The 18480-nt window shown below is 56.3% G+C and carries 17 protein-coding genes; 9 read left to right on the top strand and 8 right to left on the bottom strand.

Going from position 1 to position 18480, the window contains the following annotated elements; all coding sequences use genetic code 11:
* Positions 1 to 10 precede the first annotated feature (10 nt).
* The 5 genes from accB to acuI all read right to left on the bottom strand — a co-directional run bounded on the left by accB (position 11) and on the right by acuI (position 3837).
* Entirely contained in the window at positions 11 to 475 is a 465-nt protein-coding gene (accB, locus tag ACVCAM_RS06655) for an acetyl-CoA carboxylase biotin carboxyl carrier protein (RefSeq protein ID WP_008502856.1), read from the bottom strand.
* Between the two features lie 21 nt (positions 476 to 496).
* Positions 497 to 949 (bottom strand): type II 3-dehydroquinate dehydratase, encoded by a 453-nt coding sequence (gene aroQ / locus ACVCAM_RS06650; RefSeq protein ID WP_008502855.1) that lies wholly within the window; start codon positions 947 to 949, stop codon positions 497 to 499.
* Between the two features lie 234 nt (positions 950 to 1183).
* The gene (msrQ, locus tag ACVCAM_RS06645) at positions 1184 to 1783 is read right to left on the bottom strand and encodes a protein-methionine-sulfoxide reductase heme-binding subunit MsrQ (RefSeq protein ID WP_407223718.1); all 600 of its coding nucleotides are present in this window, start codon (positions 1781 to 1783) and stop codon (positions 1184 to 1186) included.
* Positions 1784 to 2785, bottom strand: coding sequence for a protein-methionine-sulfoxide reductase catalytic subunit MsrP (gene msrP, locus ACVCAM_RS06640; protein ID WP_025912570.1), 1002 nt, complete (start codon positions 2783 to 2785; stop codon positions 1784 to 1786).
* Positions 2786 to 2862: 77 nt separating this feature from the next.
* Positions 2863 to 3837, bottom strand: coding sequence for an acrylyl-CoA reductase (NADPH) (gene acuI / locus ACVCAM_RS06635; protein WP_025912569.1), 975 nt, complete (start codon positions 3835 to 3837; stop codon positions 2863 to 2865).
* 182 nt (positions 3838 to 4019) lie between these two features.
* On the opposite strand from acuI, the gene csrD reads away from it, so the two are divergent.
* A complete protein-coding gene (gene csrD / locus ACVCAM_RS06630; RefSeq protein ID WP_025912568.1) occupies positions 4020 to 5960 on the top strand; it encodes an RNase E specificity factor CsrD in 1941 nt (646 codons plus the stop codon).
* Between the two features lie 80 nt (positions 5961 to 6040).
* Here the strand turns inward: csrD and ACVCAM_RS06625 are convergent, their stop codons facing one another.
* Positions 6041 to 6274: a hypothetical protein gene (locus tag ACVCAM_RS06625; protein WP_162230876.1), complete on the bottom strand. Its 234-nt coding sequence runs from the start codon at positions 6272 to 6274 to the stop codon at positions 6041 to 6043.
* Between ACVCAM_RS06625 and mreB the strand changes: the two genes are divergently transcribed.
* The 7 genes from mreB to tldD all read left to right on the top strand — a co-directional run bounded on the left by mreB (position 6243) and on the right by tldD (position 16284).
* Complete coding sequence (gene mreB, locus ACVCAM_RS06620) at positions 6243 to 7286, top strand: rod shape-determining protein MreB (RefSeq protein ID WP_000913396.1); 1044 nt, start codon at positions 6243 to 6245, stop codon at positions 7284 to 7286. The two genes, ACVCAM_RS06625 and mreB, sit on opposite strands and share 32 nt — an antisense overlap.
* 62 nt (positions 7287 to 7348) lie before the next feature.
* Positions 7349 to 8365, top strand: coding sequence for a rod shape-determining protein MreC (gene mreC, locus ACVCAM_RS06615; protein ID WP_008502850.1), 1017 nt, complete (start codon positions 7349 to 7351; stop codon positions 8363 to 8365).
* Positions 8365 to 8853 carry a rod shape-determining protein MreD gene (mreD, locus tag ACVCAM_RS06610; RefSeq protein WP_008502849.1) on the top strand — a complete coding sequence of 163 codons (489 nt, stop codon included), beginning with the start codon at positions 8365 to 8367 and terminating at the stop codon, positions 8851 to 8853. The genes mreC and mreD overlap by 1 nt, the downstream gene beginning before the upstream one ends.
* 9 nt (positions 8854 to 8862) lie before the next feature.
* Positions 8863 to 9456, top strand: coding sequence for a Maf family protein (locus ACVCAM_RS06605; protein WP_021242285.1), 594 nt, complete (start codon positions 8863 to 8865; stop codon positions 9454 to 9456).
* Positions 9446 to 10915, top strand: a complete 1470-nt coding sequence (rng, locus tag ACVCAM_RS06600) for a ribonuclease G (RefSeq protein WP_008502847.1) — start codon at positions 9446 to 9448, stop codon at positions 10913 to 10915. Before ACVCAM_RS06605 ends, rng begins: the two co-directional genes overlap by 11 nt.
* A 41-nt stretch (positions 10916 to 10956) precedes the next feature.
* Positions 10957 to 14754 carry an AsmA2 domain-containing protein YhdP gene (yhdP, locus tag ACVCAM_RS06595; RefSeq protein ID WP_025912566.1) on the top strand — a complete coding sequence of 1266 codons (3798 nt, stop codon included), beginning with the start codon at positions 10957 to 10959 and terminating at the stop codon, positions 14752 to 14754.
* An 84-nt stretch (positions 14755 to 14838) separates the two neighbouring features.
* Positions 14839 to 16284 carry a metalloprotease TldD gene (gene tldD, locus ACVCAM_RS06590; RefSeq protein WP_025912565.1) on the top strand — a complete coding sequence of 482 codons (1446 nt, stop codon included), beginning with the start codon at positions 14839 to 14841 and terminating at the stop codon, positions 16282 to 16284.
* A 45-nt stretch (positions 16285 to 16329) separates the two neighbouring features.
* Here the strand turns inward: tldD and ACVCAM_RS06585 are convergent, their stop codons facing one another.
* Together ACVCAM_RS06585 and aaeR are read right to left on the bottom strand one after the other, a co-directional pair.
* On the bottom strand, positions 16330 to 16944 hold the full coding sequence (locus ACVCAM_RS06585; protein WP_023326181.1) for a YagU family protein: 615 nt from the start codon (positions 16942 to 16944) through the stop codon (positions 16330 to 16332).
* Between the two features lie 219 nt (positions 16945 to 17163).
* On the bottom strand, positions 17164 to 18090 hold the full coding sequence (aaeR, locus tag ACVCAM_RS06580) for an HTH-type transcriptional activator AaeR (protein WP_008502843.1): 927 nt from the start codon (positions 18088 to 18090) through the stop codon (positions 17164 to 17166).
* A 179-nt stretch (positions 18091 to 18269) separates the two neighbouring features.
* Between aaeR and aaeX the strand changes: the two genes are divergently transcribed.
* Entirely contained in the window at positions 18270 to 18473 is a 204-nt protein-coding gene (aaeX, locus tag ACVCAM_RS06575) for a p-hydroxybenzoic acid efflux pump operon protein AaeX (RefSeq protein WP_003860416.1), read from the top strand.
* Positions 18474 to 18480: the final 7 nt, after the last annotated feature.

The raw sequence follows: 18480 nt of genomic DNA, 5'->3' as shown, positions 1-18480 counted from the left end.
GTACGCCTCGTTACTCGATGACGACCAGCGGCTCGTCAAATTCAACCGGCTGACCACTTTCGACCAGAATCGCTTTCACAGTACCTGATTTGTCTGCTTCGATCTGGTTCATCATTTTCATCGCTTCAACGATGCACAGGGTATCGCCTACGTTGACTTTCTGACCCACTTCGATGAACGCCTTCGCGTCCGGGCTCGGGGTGCGGTAGAAAGTACCAACCATTGGGGAACGTACGATGTGACCACTGATTTCTGCTGCAGCGGCAGGTGCGGCTTCAGCTGCTGCTGGTGCAACGGCTGCGGAGAGCGCAGGCTGCTGCACTGGCGCAGCGTAAGCTTGCTGCATTACCGGGAAGCTAGCGGCTGGGGCTGCACGGCTGATGCGTACAGACTCTTCGCCTTCAGAAATTTCCAGTTCGGAGATGCCTGATTCTTCAACCAGCTCGATCAGTTTTTTAATCTTACGAATATCCATGAGTGGGTTCCGTACTCTTGTTTAGTGTGATTGTGACAAGCGTTTTACCGCTGTCTGTAAAGCGTATGAATAGCCGTCTGCGCCCAGTCCACAGATAACGCCAGCAGCGATATCCGACAGATACGAATGGTGACGGAACGGCTCTCGGGCGTGCACGTTACTCAGGTGGATCTCGATAAACGGGATACTCACCGCAAGCAGTGCGTCGCGGATAGCAACACTGGTGTGCGTAAACGCGGCCGGATTGATCAGGATATAGTCCACATTGTCTTTAGCCTGATGAATACGGTCGATGATTGCGTACTCCGCGTTTGACTGAAAATGATCCAAATCCACATTCAGCGACGCTGCTTCCGTGCTCAAACGGTTAACAATTTCGCTTAATGTCAGCGTGCCGTACTTCTCCGGCTCACGGGTGCCGAGCATGTTCAGGTTCGGTCCGTTCAAAACTAAGATCTGGAACTTATCAGTCATTATGCTGCTATCTCCTGCGATTTTCGGGTAAAAAACAAAATATACCGTCGAAGCGCAAATGTCACCTTTTCAGAGGCCAAAAACCACTGTCAGGCGAACCAAGGTCGCACATTATAACGATTTCGTAGCATTTGGCAGCTAAATACTGGTCTTATCAGGGAAGATTATCAACCGCAATCCAAAAAAGATTTGCGGTTGAGAGGCAATCTGCGGGAAAACGCACAGTTTCGCGAACTATCGCAACCACTGGCGGAACTTCTTGTAACGCCATGCTAAAAGCGCCACGGCCGCCAGCGCGTAAAGGACCGGCTGCGGAGAGAGGATCTTCATCGACCACAGATAATGAATGGGTGCGAGGATCGCGACAAGATAGACGAAGTTATGTAGCAACTGCCAGCGACGGCCCAGCTTTCGCTGCGCATATTGCGTGGATGTCAGCGCTAACGCCAGTAAAATCACCCAGCTCACAATACCCAGCGTCAGATAAGGGCGCGTCACCAGTTCGCGGCCAAGCAGTGTCAGATTGTTAATTCCCAGTTCCAGCAGGGCATAGCTGGTCAGATGCAGCGTGGCCCAGGCAAAACACCATAGCCCCAAAAGCCGACGGGTGCGTATCAATAGTGGCTGTTTAGCGTAGCGCGCCAGCGGCGAGACGAGCAAGGTGGCCAGTAAAAATTTCAGAGCCATCCGACCGGTAAAATGCTGGATATCCTTGGCCGGATCGGCGCTAAAAAGCCCCTGGCTGGCGGCCCAGAACAGCCAGAGAAAGGGGAGTATTCCGGCTAAATGCAGCAGCACTTTCAGCCAGGTAATCTGTTTTGCCGTTAAACGCACTCAGAAGTTCTCCCGTAAATTGAGGCCACGGTACAGCGAGGCCACTTCATCCGCATAACCGTTAAACAGCAGCGTTGGCTGGCGCTTCACGTCCAGCGCGCCGCCGGAACCGATAAAACGCTCGGTCGCCTGCGACCAGCGCGGATGATCCACGTGCGGATTCACGTTGGCGAAGAAACCGTATTCGTCCGGAGCCGCCAGATTCCAGGTGGTTGGCGGACGCTCGCGGGTGAGCTTAATGCTGACGATAGACTTAATTCCTTTGAAACCGTATTTCCACGGCACGGTTAAACGGATGGGCGCGCCGTTCTGCGGCGGAAGCGCCTTGCCGTAAACGCCGACGGTCAGCAGCGTAAGAGGGTGCATGGCTTCGTCAAGGCGTAACCCTTCAACGTAGGGATACTCCAGCCCGCCGCCAATGAACCGGTCTTTCTGGCCCGGCATCTCGTCCGGCGCATACCGCGTCTGGAAAGCGACATATTTTGCGTTGCTGGTGGGCTCCACCATCGCCAGCAATTTATGCAGCGGGAAGCCGATCCAGGGCACCACCATCGACCAGGCTTCCACGCAGCGCATGCGGTAGATACGCTCTTCGAGCGGGAAACGGGTGGTCAGATCGTGGTGGTCCAGCGTCAGGGGTTTTGCCACTTCGCCGTCGATTTTCAGCGTCCACGGATCGGTTTTGAGACTACCGGCGTTGGCCGAAGGATCGGCCTTGTCGAGGCCAAATTCGTAGAAGTTGTTATAGCCCGTCACTTTATCTTCTGGTGTAAGCGTCAGTTTGTTCTGCCATTGGGCGGGTTTCGTAAAGGTGAGCGGGGCGCCGGAAGGGGCCTTCGGCCGATCGTTGCCTTTAAACCAGTCGAGCAGGTCAGCGTGAGCCGAAGGCGAGAGCGAGAGCGCGGTGGCGCTGATGCCAAGCATTTTCAGGATCTGGCGGCGCTGTAACATAAAGACAGACTCAGACGTTACGTCGGCTTCCGTCAGTTTTCGGTTTTTCATGGCATCCTCCGTCATGCGTTTTCCTAAGCATGACGGAGGAGAGTGATTCGCGCGAATATGTCACGAAAATTTGAAGATTAGGCGATTTTCACCAGCGCGCGACCGTGGAACTGGTTATCCATGATCTTACTGGCATAGTCCGGTGCCTGGCTGAGCGTAATCTCCGTGGCGCTCTGGGTGTAGAAAGATTCCGGCAAATCGCGCACCAGACGTTCCCATGCCTCAGTACGACGAGCCGCAGGTGTCATCACGGAATCCACGCCCTGCAGGCGGACGTTACGCAGAATGAATGGCATCACGGTGGTTGGCAGGGCAAATCCGCCCGCCAGCCCGCAGGCGGCCACGCAGCCGCCGTAGTTCATCTGCGCCAGGACTTTTGCCAGCACTTTATCACCGACGGTATCCACCGCGCCTGCCCAGACCTGTTTTTCCAGTGGACGGGTTTCGGCGAATTCGTCACGGCTGAGAATGCGATTTGCACCGAGCTGGCGCAGGTAATCGTGGGTACTTTCCCGACCGGAAACCGCCGCAACCTGATAGCCCAGCTTGTGCAGTAGCGTCACTGCCGTGCTGCCCACGCCCCCGCTGGCACCGGTGACGACAACTTCCCCCGATTCAGGGCGGATGCCTGCTTCTTCCAGCGCCATCACGCACAGCATCGCGGTAAAGCCTGCCGTGCCGACGATCATCGCCTTGCGGCCATCCATACCTTTCGGCATCGGCACCAGCCAGTCGCCCTTCACGCGCGCCTGCGTGGCCAGCCCGCCCCAGTGATTTTCACCTACGCCCCAGCCGGTGAGCAGGACCTGCTGGCCCGGATGGAAGCGCGGATCCTCGCTGGTATGTACCCGGCCAGCGAAATCAATACCCGGCACCATAGGGAAATTTCGGATGATTTTACCCTTCCCGGTAATCGCCAGCGCATCTTTATAATTTAAACTGGACCAGTCGATGTCGACGGTTACTTCGCCTTCCGGCAGACGACTCTCTTCTACCGCCTGCACTGAGGCAAGCGTTTTGCCGTCCTGCTGTTCTAAGATCAAAGCCTGCATACGGGGTCCTCTCGACTCATTTGATTGGAAAATAATTTCTGAAGACTATACTCGCTCAGGGAAACGCAGTGCCGATTTAACGCAATAAATTGCCAGATACACCCGATTTGGTAGTATGCCGCATTTGACATGCAAGTTAGCGCTTACTCGCTACCCCATCAACCCACGGAGTAATCTCAAGGATGCGATTAACGACGAAGTTCTCAGCTTTTATCACCTTGCTGACGGGGCTTACCATTTTTGTCACCCTTCTGGGCTGCTCTCTGAGCTTTTACAACGCCATTCAGGACAAACTGGTTAACCGGGTACAGTCTGTCGCGTCGGTAATTGATACGCGTCTGCTGACGACGCCGCTACCGGCACTCTCCAGGGAGCTCGATGAGCTGATGGTACCTGTTGATATTGTTCAGATCGACATTCAGCAGGGAAAGCATCGTGTGTTAAGCCACGAACGCCCGGGAAGCTATCGGCCTGCGGGCGTGGTGAGCCAGTATCGGGAAGTGACCGTACATTCCCTTAAAAATCCGGGGATGACCATACGCATGGTCTATCTCGATCCGATGGCCAGCTATTTTCGTTCCATGATGACCACTGCGCCGCTCACCGTCGCGGTGGCGTTTATCGTCCTGCTGATCTTTCTCGCGGTCCGCTGGCTGCGCCGCCAGCTCTCCGGCCAGGAGCTGCTGGAGATGCGCTCCGTGCGGATCCTTAACGGTGAACGCGGCCCGCAGGTCCGTGGTTCAGTCCACGAGTGGCCTTCACGCGCCAGCAGCGCCCTGGATACGCTGCTCTCGGAAATCCAGTTTGCCAGCGACCAGCGCAGCCGAATGGATACGCTGATCCGCTCCTATGCCGCCCAGGATAACAAAACCGGCCTCAACAACCGCCTTTTCTTTGATAATCAGCTCGCCACGCTGCTCGACGATTCGGAAAAAGTGGGGACGCACGGGGTGGTGATGATGATCCGCCTGCCTGATTTCGATCTCCTGCGCGACACCTGGGGACAGCGGGCCGCGGAAGAAAATCTCTTTACGCTGATCAACCTGCTCTCCACCTTTATTATGCGCTACCCGGGCGCGCTGCTGGCCCGCTACCACCGCAGCGACTTTGCCGTGTTGCTGCCGCATCGGACGCTGAAGGAGTCGGAAAGCATCGCCAGCCAGCTGCTGAAGGCGGTTGATGCGCTGCCGCAGAGCAAAATGCTCGACAGGGACGATATGGTCCACATGGGGATCTGCGCCTGGCGTGGCGGACAATCGACAGAACAGGTGATGGAGCATGCGGAAGCGGCCACCCGCAACGCCGTGCTGCAGGGCGCGAACGGATGGGCGGTCTATGATGATTCGCTGCCGGAAAAAGGGCGCGGTAACGTGCGCTGGCGTACGTTGATTGAGCAAATGCTAAGTCGCGGCGGACCGCGTATTTATCAAAAACCCGCGGTCATGAAAAACGGCAACGTTCATCACCGTGAACTGATGTGTCGTATTTTTGACGGTACGGAAGAGGTTATTTCTGCGGAATATCTGCCAATGGTGCTGCAATTTGGGCTGTCCGAAGAGTATGACCGTCAGCAAATTAGCCGCTTGATTCCGTTTTTATCATTCTGGCCTGAAGAGAGCCTGGCGTTACAGGTCACCGTGGAGTCATTAATACGCCCGCGTTTTCAGCGCTGGCTGCGTGATACATTAATGCAATGTGAAAAATCGCAACGCAAACGCATTATTTTTGAACTTGCTGAGGCTGATGTAGGTCAACACATCAGCCGGTTACGTCCGGTGGTTCGTTTGATCAACGCGCTCGGCGCGCGCGTCGCGGTGACGCAGGCAGGTTTGACGCTGGTCAGCACCAACTGGATCAAGGAGCTGGATGTGGAGCTATTAAAGCTACATCCGGGGCTGGTAAGGAATATTGAAAAGCGCACGGAAAACCAGCTGCTGGTACAGAGCCTGGTTGAGGCGTGTAAAGGAACGCGAACACAGGTATTTGCCGCGGGCGTGCGCGCCAGAGGCGAATGGCAAATGTTAACAGAGCGCGGTGTAATGGGTGGTCAGGGGGATTTTTTTGCTGCCTCTCAGCCGCTTGACACCAATGTGAAAAAATATTTGCAAAGATACTCGGTTTGACCTGCCGTTTACGCTGTTTTCACGTAGAATATCGCGCCTGTAGCTTTGAGTATGTCGAGCAAAAAGCCAGTGAACGACCTTTAACGGGTTACAAAGGTCAGTAAGGAATGCTGCTGTTTACTCAGCCCTGAGGGAGTCAGGGGATGATTTTGTAACATCAGGAAACGTACTGCACAAATTTTCACCGTTGCAGATGATTTTTGCGCCTTGTCGCTGCTGCGTGTGGTTGGTAAAGTAAGCGGATTTTGTTTTCCGCCCCAGCTTTCAGGATTATCCCTTAGTATGTTGAAAAAATTTCGTGGCATGTTTTCCAATGACCTGTCCATTGACCTGGGTACTGCGAATACCCTTATTTATGTAAAAGGACAAGGCATCGTATTGAATGAGCCTTCCGTTGTGGCCATTCGTCAGGATCGTGCAGGCTCGCCGAAAAGCGTAGCCGCAGTGGGTCATGACGCGAAGCAGATGCTGGGTCGTACCCCTGGCAACATCGCCGCTATTCGCCCAATGAAAGACGGCGTTATCGCTGACTTCTTCGTGACTGAAAAAATGCTTCAGCACTTCATCAAGCAGGTTCACAGCAACAGCTTCATGCGTCCAAGCCCGCGTGTTCTGGTGTGTGTGCCGGTTGGCGCAACCCAGGTCGAGCGTCGCGCAATCCGTGAATCTGCTCAGGGCGCAGGTGCGCGTGAAGTGTTCCTGATTGAAGAGCCAATGGCGGCGGCAATCGGTGCAGGTCTGCCTGTGTCTGAAGCGACCGGTTCCATGGTGGTGGATATCGGTGGTGGTACCACTGAAGTGGCCGTTATCTCTCTGAACGGCGTGGTGTACTCCTCTTCCGTACGTATCGGTGGTGACCGCTTCGACGAAGCCATCATTAATTATGTGCGCCGTAACTACGGCTCTCTGATCGGTGAAGCCACCGCAGAGCGTATCAAACACGAAATCGGCTCTGCATATCCGGGCGATGAAGTGCGCGAGATCGAAGTACGTGGTCGCAACCTGGCTGAAGGTGTTCCACGCGGTTTCACCCTGAACTCCAACGAAATTCTGGAAGCACTGCAGGAGCCACTGACGGGTATCGTGAGTGCGGTAATGGTCGCGCTGGAACAGTGCCCACCAGAGCTGGCGTCCGATATCTCCGAGCGCGGTATGGTTCTGACCGGTGGTGGTGCGCTGCTGCGTAACCTCGACCGCCTGTTAATGGAAGAGACAGGTATTCCTGTCGTAGTTGCAGAAGATCCACTGACTTGCGTCGCCCGTGGTGGTGGCAAGGCGCTGGAAATGATCGACATGCACGGCGGCGATTTGTTCAGCGAAGAGTAGTCGAGTTTGAGAGGGTAGCAATTTGCTACCCTTTCTCTCTGACGCGAGAATACGCATAGCCTATGAAGCCAATTTTTAGCCGTGGCCCATCGCTACAGTTTCGCCTCATTCTGGCGGTTCTGGTTGCGCTTGGGGTCATTATTGCCGATAGCCGCCTCGGTACGTTCAGCCAGATCCGAACGTACATGGATACCGCCGTCAGTCCTTTCTACTTTATATCAAATGGTCCCCGTGAACTGCTCGACTCCGTTTCTCAAACGCTGTCTTCACGAGACCAGCTCGAACTTGAAAACCGGGCATTACGCCAGGAACTGCTGCTGAAAAACAGCGAACTTCTGATGCTGGGGCAATACAAGCAGGAAAACGCGCGTCTGCGTGAGCTGCTCGGCTCGCCGCTGCGTCAGGATGAGCAGAAGATGGTTACCCAGGTGATCTCCACCGTGAACGACCCTTACAGCGATCAGGTTGTGATCGACAAAGGGAGCGTCAACGGGGTGTATGAAGGTCAGCCCGTCATCAGTGATAAAGGCGTAGTAGGCCAGGTTGTTGCCGTCGCCAAACTGACCAGCCGCGTGCTGCTGATTTGTGACGCCACGCATGCGCTGCCGATCCAGGTCTTGCGTAACGATATCCGCGTGATTGCGGCCGGGAACGGCTGTACGGACGATCTGCAGCTGGAACACCTGCCGGCCAACACGGATATCCGCGTGGGCGACGTGCTGGTGACCTCCGGTCTGGGTGGCCGCTTCCCTGAAGGCTATCCGGTTGCGGTGGTCTCTTCGGTGAAGCTGGATACGCAGCGTGCCTATACCGTGATTCAGGCGCGTCCAACCGCCGGTTTACAGCGTCTGCGCTACCTGCTGCTGCTGTGGGGCGCCGATCGTAACGGTACTAACCCGATGACGCCTGAAGAGGTCCATCGTGTGGCAAATGAACGCCTGATGCAGATGATGCCGCAGGTTCTGCCGCCAGCGGACTCTATGGGGCCGCCTGCGCCAGTCCCGGCACCGGCAACGGGGTTAACGCAGCCGCTGCCGGATGCGCCGCCACCGCCTAAACTCTCTTCGGGAGGGCAGTAGTGGCAAGCTATCGTAGCCAGGGACGCTGGGTCATCTGGCTCTCGTTCCTCATTGCACTGTTGCTGCAGATTATGCCCTGGCCGGATAACATTCTCGTTTTCCGGCCAAACTGGGTCTTGCTCATTTTGCTCTACTGGATCCTTGCCCTGCCGCATCGCGTAAATGTCGGCACGGGTTTTGTGATGGGTGCCATACTGGATCTCATTAGTGGCTCTACGCTGGGCGTACGCGCCTTGTCCATGAGCATTATTGCGTACCTCGTCGCACTGAAATTCCAGCTCTTCCGTAACCTCGCGCTCTGGCAACAGGCCCTGGTCGTGATGCTGTTGTCGCTTGCTGCGGATATCGTTGTTTTCTGGGCAGAGTTTTTAGTGATCAACGTCTCTTTCCGACCGGAAGTGTTCTGGAGTAGTGTAGTAAACGGTGTGCTCTGGCCGTGGCTATTCCTGCTGATGCGTAAGGTTCGCCAGCAGTTTGCTGTGCAATAAAAGGTTTCTATGACGTCTTTGTATCTCGCTTCCGGCTCCCCGCGCCGTCAGGAACTCCTGACGCAGCTTGGGGTCTCTTTTGAACGCATCGTGACCGGCATTGAAGAAAAACGTGCTGAGGGCGAAAGTGCTCAACAGTACGTGTCACGTCTGGCGCGCGAGAAAGCGCAGGCGGGCGTGGCCTGCGTGCCGCGCGATCTGCCCGTGCTGGGAGCTGATACCATCGTTATCCTTAACGGTGAAGTGCTGGAGAAACCGCATGACGCCGAACACGCGGCGCGCATGCTGCGCAAAATGTCCGGGCAAACGCATCAGGTGATGACGGCCGTCGCGCTGGCGGACCGCCAGCACGTGCTGGATTGCCTGGTGGTGACGGATGTCACGTTCAGAGTACTTACCGACGACGAGATCGCCGCTTATATTGCCAGCGGTGAACCGATGGATAAAGCAGGTGCATACGGTATTCAGGGGCTGGGTGGCTGTTTTGTCAGGAAGATTCATGGCAGCTATCACGCCGTAGTCGGCTTACCGCTGGTGGAAACGTATGAGTTGCTGAGCAATTTTAACTCACTGCGTGAGGGAAGGGATAATTATGACGGCTGAATTGTTGGTAAACGTAACGCCATCGGAAACCCGTGTGGCCTATATTGACGGTGGCATTCTTCAGGAAATACATATTGAGCGTGAAGCGCGGCGCGGAATAGTAGGCAATATCTACAAAGGTCGTGTCAGTCGTGTACTGCCGGGTATGCAGGCGGCTTTTGTAGATATTGGACTGGATAAGGCGGCATTTTTACATGCCTCCGACATCATGCCGCACACCGAGTGCGTCGCGGGCGAAGAGCAAAAGCAGTTTGCCGTGCGCGACATTTCTGAACTGGTGCGTCAGGGCCAGGACTTAATGGTGCAGGTGGTGAAAGATCCTCTTGGTACCAAAGGCGCCCGTCTGACCACCGATATCACCTTACCTTCCCGCTATCTGGTCTTTATGCCCGGCGCGTCGCACGTGGGCGTTTCGCAGCGTATTGAGAGCGAAAGCGAGCGCGAGCGCCTGAAGAAAGTCGTCAGCGCCTACTGCGACGAACAGGGCGGATTTATTATCCGCACCGCCGCGGAAGGGATCAGCGAGGAAGACCTGGCGTCAGATGCGGCTTACCTGAAGCGCGTCTGGACAAAAGTGATGGAGCGTAAAAAACGCAACCAGACCCGCTATCAGCTCTATGGTGAGCTGGCGCTGGCGCAGCGCGTGCTGCGTGACTTTGCCGACGCGCAGCTCGACCGCATTCGCGTGGATTCCCGCCTGACGTATGAAGCGCTGCTGGAGTTTACCGCTGAATATATCCCGGAGATGCCTGGCCTGCTGGAGCACTACACCGGGCGTCAGCCGATCTTCGATCTCTATGATGTCGAAAACGAGATCCAGCGTGCCCTGGAGCGTAAGGTTGAACTGAAGTCCGGCGGCTATCTGATCATCGATCAGACCGAAGCGATGACCACCGTCGATATCAACACCGGCGCGTTTGTCGGTCATCGCAATCTGGACGACACCATCTTCAACACCAACATCGAAGCCACGCAGGCCATTGCGCGCCAGCTTCGTCTGCGCAATCTGGGCGGCATTATCATCATCGACTTCATCGATATGAGTAATGAAGACCATCGCCGCCGCGTGCTGCACTCGCTTGAGCAGGCCCTGAGTAAAGATCGCGTGAAAACCAGCATCAACGGCTTCTCACAGCTGGGGCTGGTGGAAATGACGCGTAAGCGTACCCGCGAGAGCGTGGAGCATGTGCTGTGTAATGAATGCCCGACCTGCCATGGACGCGGAACGGTAAAGACGGTTGAGACCGTCTGCTACGAGATCATGCGTGAAATCGTCCGTGTTCATCATGCCTACGACTCCGATCGTTTTCTGGTCTATGCTTCCCCTGCGGTGGCTGAAGCGCTGAAAGGCGAAGAGTCACACGCGCTGGCGGAAGTGGAAATCTTTGTCGGCAAACAGGTAAAAGTACAAATTGAACCGCTCTATAACCAGGAGCAGTTTGACGTCGTGATGATGTAAGCGCAGTACGCTGCGTGACCAAAGCTGACAAGGAGAGATGCGTGAGGCGATTGCCGGGGATTTTATTGCTTACAGGGGCAACGCTGGTCGTGATTGTCGCGTTGCTCGTGAGCGGGCTACGCCTCGTTTTACCGCATCTGGACAGCTGGCGTCCGCAGCTGCTGGCAAAAATCGAATCCACCACCGGCGTGCCGGTGAACGTCAGCCAGGTAAGCGCCAGCTGGCAGAATTTTGGCCCGACGCTCGATGTGCGGGATATCAACGCCAGCCTGAAAGATGGCGGCCACCTCAAAATCAAACGCGTGACCCTGGCGCTGGACGTCTGGCAAAGCCTGCTGCATCTGCGCTGGCAGTTTCGCGATCTCACCTTTTATCAGCTTCAGTTTCTGACCAATACGCCCATCTCGGGCGGCGACAGCAGCCAGGGGCTTGAGGCCAACCGTTTTAGCGATCTTTTCCTGCGCCAGTTCGATCATTTCGATCTGCGCGACAGCGAAATGAGCTTTATTACCCTTTCCGGCCAGCGTGCGGAACTGGCGATCCCCCAGCTGACCTGGCTCAACGGCAGGAACCGGCACCGCGCTGAGGGGCAGGTGAGTCTCTCCAGCCTGAACGGTCAGCACGGCGTGATGCAGGTGCGCATGGATCTGCGTGACGATGACGGTCTGCTAAATAACGGCAAAGTCTGGCTGCAGGCCGACGATGTGGACGTCAAACCGTGGCTGGGCGACTGGCTCCAGCAGAATATGCAGCTGGAAACGGCCCGATTCAGCCTTGAAGGCTGGCTGACCCTGACGAAAGGCGAATTTGCCAGCGGTGATATCTGGCTCAAGCAGGGGGGCGCGAGCTGGAAAGGCGAAAAACAACAGCATCAGCTTTCCGTCGATAACCTCACCGCCCACGTGACGCAGGAGAAAGAGGGCTGGCAGTTTGCCATTCCCGATACGCGGATCGCGATGGACGGCAAGCCGTGGCCGCGCGGTGCGCTGACGCTGGCCTGGATGCCGGAGCAGGACGTTGGCGGCACGGCCAGTAAACGCAGCGACGAGCTGCGCATCCGCGCCAGCAACCTGGATTTGGCCGCCATTGAAGGGCTGCGCTCAATGGCGGCAAAGCTCTCTCCAGACCTGGGCGAGATCTGGCTGGCTACGCAGCCGAGCGGAAAGATCGATTCTCTGGCGCTGGATATCCCGCTTCAGGCGACGGAAAAAACCCGTTTCCAGGCAACATGGAAAGATCTTGCCTGGAAGCAGTGGAAGCTGCTGCCGGGTGCGGAGCACTTTAGCGGCAAGCTGGAAGGCAGCGTGGAGAACGGCAGGCTGACGGTTGATATGCACGACGCCAGAATGCCGTACGAGACGGTCTTCCGCGCGCCGCTGGAAATCGAACAGGGCAACGCAGTGCTTAACTGGCTCCGTAACGATAAGGGCTTCCAGCTCGATGGTCGCCATATCGACATCAAAGCCAAAGCGGTACACGCGCGGGGTGACTTCCGCTATCTGCAACCGCAGGGGGACGAGCCGTGGCTGGGTATTCTGGCCGGAATCAGTACCGATGATGGCTCGCAGGCCTGGCGCTATTTCCCGGAAAACCTGATGGGTAAAGCGCTGGTCGACTATCTGAGCGGGGCGATTCAGGGTGGTCAGGCGGAAAACGCCACGCTGGTCTACGGCGGTAACCCCCATCTGTTCCCGTACAAACATAATGAAGGTCAGTTCCAGGTGCTGGTGCCGCTGCATGACGCCACCTTCGCGTTCCAGCCGGGCTGGCCCGCGCTGAAAAACCTGGATATCGAACTTAACTTCCTCAATGACGGCCTGTGGATGAAGTCCGACAGCGTGGCGCTGGGCGGCGTGACGGCCAGCAACCTGACGGCCAACATTCCGGACTACTCAAAAGAGAAGCTGCTGATTGATGCCGACATCAACGGTCCCGGCAAGGCGGTGGGACCGTACTTTGAGGAGACCCCCCTGAAGGAGTCGCTGGCGGCGACGCTTCAGCAGCTGCAGCTTGATGGCGATGTGAATGCTCGCTTACATCTTGATATCCCGCTGGACGGTGAGATGACCACCGCGAAAGGCGACGTCCGTCTGAAGAACAACAGTCTGTACATTAAACCCCTTGAGAGCACCCTGAAAAATCTCAGCGGGCAGTTCAGCTTTGAGAACGGTAACCTGAAGAGCGAGCCGCTGACCGCCAGCTGGTTTAATCAGCCCGTGAATATCGACTTCACGACCACAGAAGGTGAAAAGGCGTATCAGGTGGCCGTCAATCTGGACGGTAACTGGCAGCCAGCGCGAATGGATGTCCTGCCGAAGCCGATTGAGGCGTCGGTGGAGGGGGCGGTCGCCTGGCAGGGTAAAGTGGCAATCGACCTGCCTTATCACGCGGGTGCCCAGTACAAGGTCGACATCACGGGTGATCTGAAGAATATTCGAAGCCAGCTGCCTGCGCCGCTGGATAAACAGGCCGGACAGCCGCTGCCGGTGAAGCTGAACGTCGAGGGCAACCTGAACAGCTTCGCGTTGACCGGAAACGCGGGCGGGACGAACCACTTCAACAGCCGCTGGCTGCTTAACCGCAAGCTCACTCTCGACAGGGCCATCTGGACGACGGATAGCCGCTCCACGCCGCCGCTGCCAGAGCAGACGGGCGTTGAGCTGAATCTGCCGCCGATGGACGGTGCAGAGTGGCTGGCGTTGTTCCAGAAAGGCGTTGGGCAAAACGTTGATGAAACCGCCCAGTTCCCGCAAACCATTACCGTACGCACGCCGTCGCTGATGCTGGGTGGGCAGCAGTGGAACAACCTGAGTATTGTCTCGCAGCCCGCTGCTAACGGTACGAAAGTGGAGGCCCAGGGCCGGGAGATCAACGGCACGCTGACCATGCGCAATCACGCGCCGTGGCAGGCGGCGATCCGCTATCTCTACTACAACCCGGCCGCCGCGAGTAAAGATAAACCGGCGGATACCTCGCCGCTGAGTCAAACCTCCCGCGTCGACTTTAGCGGCTGGCCCGATCTCCAGCTGCGCTGCGCGGAGTGCTGGCTGTGGGGACAGAAATATGGTCGTATCGACGGTGATTTTGTCATTCAGGGAAATACGCTTACGCTCACCGGTGGATTGATCGACACCGGCTTTGGCCGCATGACGGCAGGCGGGGAATGGGTGAATAATCCGGGCGAGCAGCGAACGTCCCTCAAGGGCGACATTAAAGGCAACAAACTGGATGCGGCAGCCAATTTCTTTGGCATCAGCACGCCGCTGCGCGGTTCGTCATTTGACGTCGATTACGATCTTCACTGGCGCGACGCCCCGTGGAAGCCGGATGAGGCCTCGCTGAACGGCATTCTGAAAACCCGCTTCGGCAAAGGTGAAATCGCCGACGTGAGCACGGGTCGCGCCGGGCAGATCCTGCGCCTGCTGAGTTTTGATGCGCTGCTGCGCAAGCTGCGCTTCGATTTCAGCGATACCTTCAGCGAAGGGTTCTACTACGATTCCATCCGCAGTACGGCGTGGATCAAGGACGGCGTTCTGCATACGGACGATACGCTGGTGGATGGCCTGGAAGCGGATATCGCCATGAAAGGCTCGGTCAACCTCGTGCGCCGCGAGCTGGATATGGAAGCCGTGGTGGCGCCGGAAATTTCCGCGAGCGTGGGCGTTGCGGCGGCCTTTGTGGTGAACCCGATTGTCGGTGCGGCGGTGTTTGCCGCCAGCAAAGTGCTGGGGCCGCTGTGGAGCAAGGTCTCCATTCTGCGCTACCGCATTACCGGTCCGGTCGATAAACCGCAGATCAACGAGGTGCTGCGCCAGCCGCGCAAAGATGCACAGCAATGATTTGACGTGGGCAGGTAATTGCCTCACTCTCAATAAATACGATCTTTATACCGCCACGGGCGGCAACGAACGAGTAGCAATACGATGAGTCTGAACCTGGTAAGTGAACATTTGCTCGCAGCGAACGGCCTGAACCATCAGGACCTGTTCTCCATTCTTGGTCAACTGACCGAACGCCGTCTCGACTACGGCGACCTTTATTTCCAGTCGAGCTATCACGAATCCTGGGTTTTAGAAGACAGCATCATTAAAGATGGCTCTTACAACATCGACCAGGGCGTTGGCGTCCGCGCCGTCAGCGGGGAGAAAACCGGTTTTGCGTATGCCGATCAGATTAGCCTCGCCGCACTTGAGCAGAGCGCGCAGGCCGCGCGCACCATTGTGCGCGATGCCGGCGACGGTCGCGTGAAAACCCTGGGAGAAGTGCAGCACTCTGCGCTCTATACCAGCATCGATCCGCTGCAGAGCATGAGCCGTGAAGAGAAGCTGGATATCCTGCGCCGCGTGGACAAAGTGGCGCGCGCGGCAGATAAACGCGTGCAGGAAGTTTCAGCCAGCCTGAGCGGTGTGTATGAACTGATTCTGGTGGCGGCAACGGACGGTACCCTGGCGGCAGATGTCCGTCCGCTGGTGCGTCTCTCTATCAGCGTGCAGGTCGATGAGGACGGCAAACGCGAGCGCGGTTCAAGCGGCGGCGGCGGTCGTTTTGGCTATGACTGGTTCCTGGGCGACGTTGACGGTGAAGCGCGCGCTGACGCGTGGGCAAAAGAAGCCGTGCGCATGGCGCTGGTGAATCTCAATGCCGTCGCGGCGCCGGCGGGTTCATTCCCGGTGGTGCTGGGTGCCGGCTGGCCGGGCGTGCTGCTGCATGAGGCGGTAGGCCATGGTCTGGAAGGCGACTTTAACCGTCGCGGAACGTCGGTATTCAGCGGTCAGATTGGTCAACTTGTCTCCTCTGAACTGTGCACCGTGGTGGATGATGGCACCATGCGCGATCGTCGCGGCTCGGTGGCTATCGACGATGAAGGTACGCCCGGCCAGTACAACGTGCTGATCGAAAACGGCGTGCTGAAAGGCTACATGCAGGACAAACTCAACGCGCGCCTGATGGGCGTTGCGCCAACGGGTAACGGCCGTCGTGAATCCTACGCGCACCTGCCGATGCCGCGCATGACCAATACCTACATGCTGCCGGGCAAATCCACGCCGCAGGAGATTATCGAATCCGTTGATTACGGTATCTTTGCGCCTAACTTTGGCGGCGGCCAGGTGGATATCACCTCCGGTAAGTTTGTCTTCTCAGCCTCAGAAGCGTACCTGATCGAGAAGGGCAAAGTGACCAAAGCGGTGAAAGGTGCAACGCTGATCGGCTCCGGTATTGAAGCCATGCAGCAGATCTCCATGGTCGGTAACGATCTGAAGCTGGATAACGGCGTGGGCGTCTGCGGTAAAGAGGGCCAGAGCCTGCCGGTGGGCGTGGGCCAGCCAACGCTGAAAGTAGACAACCTGACGGTGGGCGGCACAGCCTGACCTGAGCAAACATAAAAAAGGCGCTACAGATGTAGCGCCTTTTTTTTAACGTAAGTTACCCAGCGGTATCTCCGGATCCGGCTCGTGAGTGATGCGGTTACGCAAGTCACGACGAATAATTTCGATCGACCAGAACCAGACCAGATGGCCCACGATCTCTGACACGTGTTCATACCACGGCAGCTCAAACAGCGGCGGCGTAAGCCCCATCAGCGGGAAGGAGATCATATGCACAAAGAGCTGAGCTAACGCACCCGCCAGCAAACCCTGCCAGAGTTTAATTTTCGGGAAGACTTCAGCAACGATACAATAGCCAACAGCGAAGACGATGGAGAAAATAATATGCGTTACGCCGACCCAGTTAAATATATGTCCGGCAAATGTATAAACTGCTGCGTTAGGATCGACAACGCCAAGCCAGTCACGTAAAAATACATAGGGAGGGTTTAAAAAATTGCGGGAGCAGTCAATCTGACCTGCGGCTCTTATTAAGTGCTCAGGTCCGCATGCGCCGGTGAATAAGTCGGCGGGGCTGCGTGGCGGAAGCGGCACTTCGGCTCCCCATTTGACAAAAGCGGAGACGATCCCTGCAATTAAACCGATGAACGCGGCGAGTCCATAGCGCCTGCGTGAAGGCGGTGTTTGTTCAAATAGATTCATTTCTTTTCCTTGTTTAACGTCATCCTGCGAAATACATTTTATTATTCATATCAGCAACAAATTAATAACAGTCTGACGAGCAGACTGCATATAAAGTAATGGGCTGATGGCGGTAGTGTCAATTAGCTATTCCTGATAGTGGCGAAGGAATATTCCTGAATGAATACGGGATTCATCCTGGGAATATTCATCGGTCCTATACGTTCAGGAATAAATGGATTATTCCTTTCGTCTTCCCCGCATCCCCTGAAACAGCTCCGCCACGTCCACAAAATACTCGGTCAGATAGTTAATACACACCTGGACTTTCAGCGGGAGCTTGTCTTTTTCGGTATACAGGGCGTACACCGGACGCGGATCGGATTGGTAGCGCGGGAAGAGGATCTCCAGCACGCCGCTGTTAATTTCGTTGATCACCCACATCAGCGGCACGTAGGCGATCCCGGCGCCAGCCACCAGCCAGCGCGAAATGGTCATGGGGTCGTTAGTGACAAACCGCCCCTCCGGCAGCAGTTTGGTGGAGATCCCTTCCGGGGCAATCAGCTCAAATTCATTGTCGGGCCGCACGCTGTACTCCAGCCACGAGTGGTTGGTGAGATCGGCGGGTTTCTCCGGCACACCGTACTGGGCCAGATAGCTCTTCGAAGCGCAGACGACCATCGGCATGCTGCCCAGCCGACGCGAGAACAGGCTGGAATCCTGCAGCGCGCCGACGCGGATCACCACGTCCAGGCCGTCGGCAATCAGATCCGGCGCCGGGATACCCGTCACCAGATTGACGGTAAGCCCGGGGTACTCTTTCAGCATATCCGCCGTCATGGCAGCGAGAACATTTTGTGCCATAGTTGAAGAACACCCGATGCGCAGCGTGCCGATGGGGGTGTTGTTGAAGGCGTAGAGCTGTTCGTGAACATCCCGCACTTCCAGAAGCATGCGACGACAGCCCTGATAGTAAATTTTACCCGCTTCCGTCAGACCAATGCTGCGGGTACTGCGGTTGAGCAGCTTGACCTGAAGCTCATCTTCCAGTTTGGACACCGTCTGGCTGATAGAGGAGACGCTCATCTGAAGCTGGCGTGCAGCGGCGGTAAAGGAGCCCAGCTCAACCACTTTGGCGAAGACTGACATGCGTTTTAAACGTTCCATTGTTCACTCTGGCTTAAAAGTGATTTAGATCACATATTATAGATAACAGCATAACAGTTACGTTAATATATTATTAATTACATAACGGCTGCGCCATTCTCGCCCGGCGTTTCTTGCTCTCCTGCGGTGGCGTGCGCTAAAAAATTCTGAAGCCTGCACTCTCTCTTATCAAGGTCAACATGAGTCTGTTTCCCGTTATCGTGGTGTTCGGTCTGTCGTTCCCACCGATATTTTTCGAGCTTCTTTTATCACTGGCGATCTTCTGGCTGGTGCGCAAGGTGCTGGTCCCTACCGGGATCTACGATTTCGTCTGGCACCCTGCATTGTTCAATACCGCGCTGTATTGCTGCCTGTTTTACCTGATATCGCGCATGTTTGTCTGAGGTTGAT

The sequence above is a fragment of the Enterobacter sp. CFEC122 genome (genome assembly GCF_052983755.1).
This window is presented reverse-complemented; position numbering and strand designations above follow the sequence as displayed.

Excerpts from the sequence above, each read along its gene's own strand:
- acuI (WP_025912569.1), bottom strand. The coding sequence starts at position 3,837 with ATGCAGGCTTTGATCTTAGAACAGCAGGACGGCAAAACGCTTGCCTCA.
- ACVCAM_RS06585 (WP_023326181.1), bottom strand. The coding sequence starts at position 16,944 with ATGAATCTATTTGAACAAACACCGCCTTCACGCAGGCGCTATGGACTC.
- aaeX (WP_003860416.1), top strand. The coding sequence starts at position 18,270 with ATGAGTCTGTTTCCCGTTATCGTGGTGTTCGGTCTGTCGTTCCCACCG.
- ACVCAM_RS06605 (WP_021242285.1), top strand. The coding sequence starts at position 8,863 with ATGACGTCTTTGTATCTCGCTTCCGGCTCCCCGCGCCGTCAGGAACTC.
- rng (WP_008502847.1), top strand. The coding sequence starts at position 9,446 with ATGACGGCTGAATTGTTGGTAAACGTAACGCCATCGGAAACCCGTGTG.
- mreC (WP_008502850.1), top strand. The coding sequence starts at position 7,349 with ATGAAGCCAATTTTTAGCCGTGGCCCATCGCTACAGTTTCGCCTCATT.
- mreB (WP_000913396.1), top strand. The coding sequence starts at position 6,243 with ATGTTGAAAAAATTTCGTGGCATGTTTTCCAATGACCTGTCCATTGAC.
- accB (WP_008502856.1), bottom strand. The coding sequence starts at position 475 with ATGGATATTCGTAAGATTAAAAAACTGATCGAGCTGGTTGAAGAATCA.
- aaeR (WP_008502843.1), bottom strand. The coding sequence starts at position 18,090 with ATGGAACGTTTAAAACGCATGTCAGTCTTCGCCAAAGTGGTTGAGCTG.
- tldD (WP_025912565.1), top strand. The coding sequence starts at position 14,839 with ATGAGTCTGAACCTGGTAAGTGAACATTTGCTCGCAGCGAACGGCCTG.
- msrP (WP_025912570.1), bottom strand. The coding sequence starts at position 2,785 with ATGAAAAACCGAAAACTGACGGAAGCCGACGTAACGTCTGAGTCTGTC.
- aroQ (WP_008502855.1), bottom strand. The coding sequence starts at position 949 with ATGACTGATAAGTTCCAGATCTTAGTTTTGAACGGACCGAACCTGAAC.
- csrD (WP_025912568.1), top strand. The coding sequence starts at position 4,020 with ATGCGATTAACGACGAAGTTCTCAGCTTTTATCACCTTGCTGACGGGG.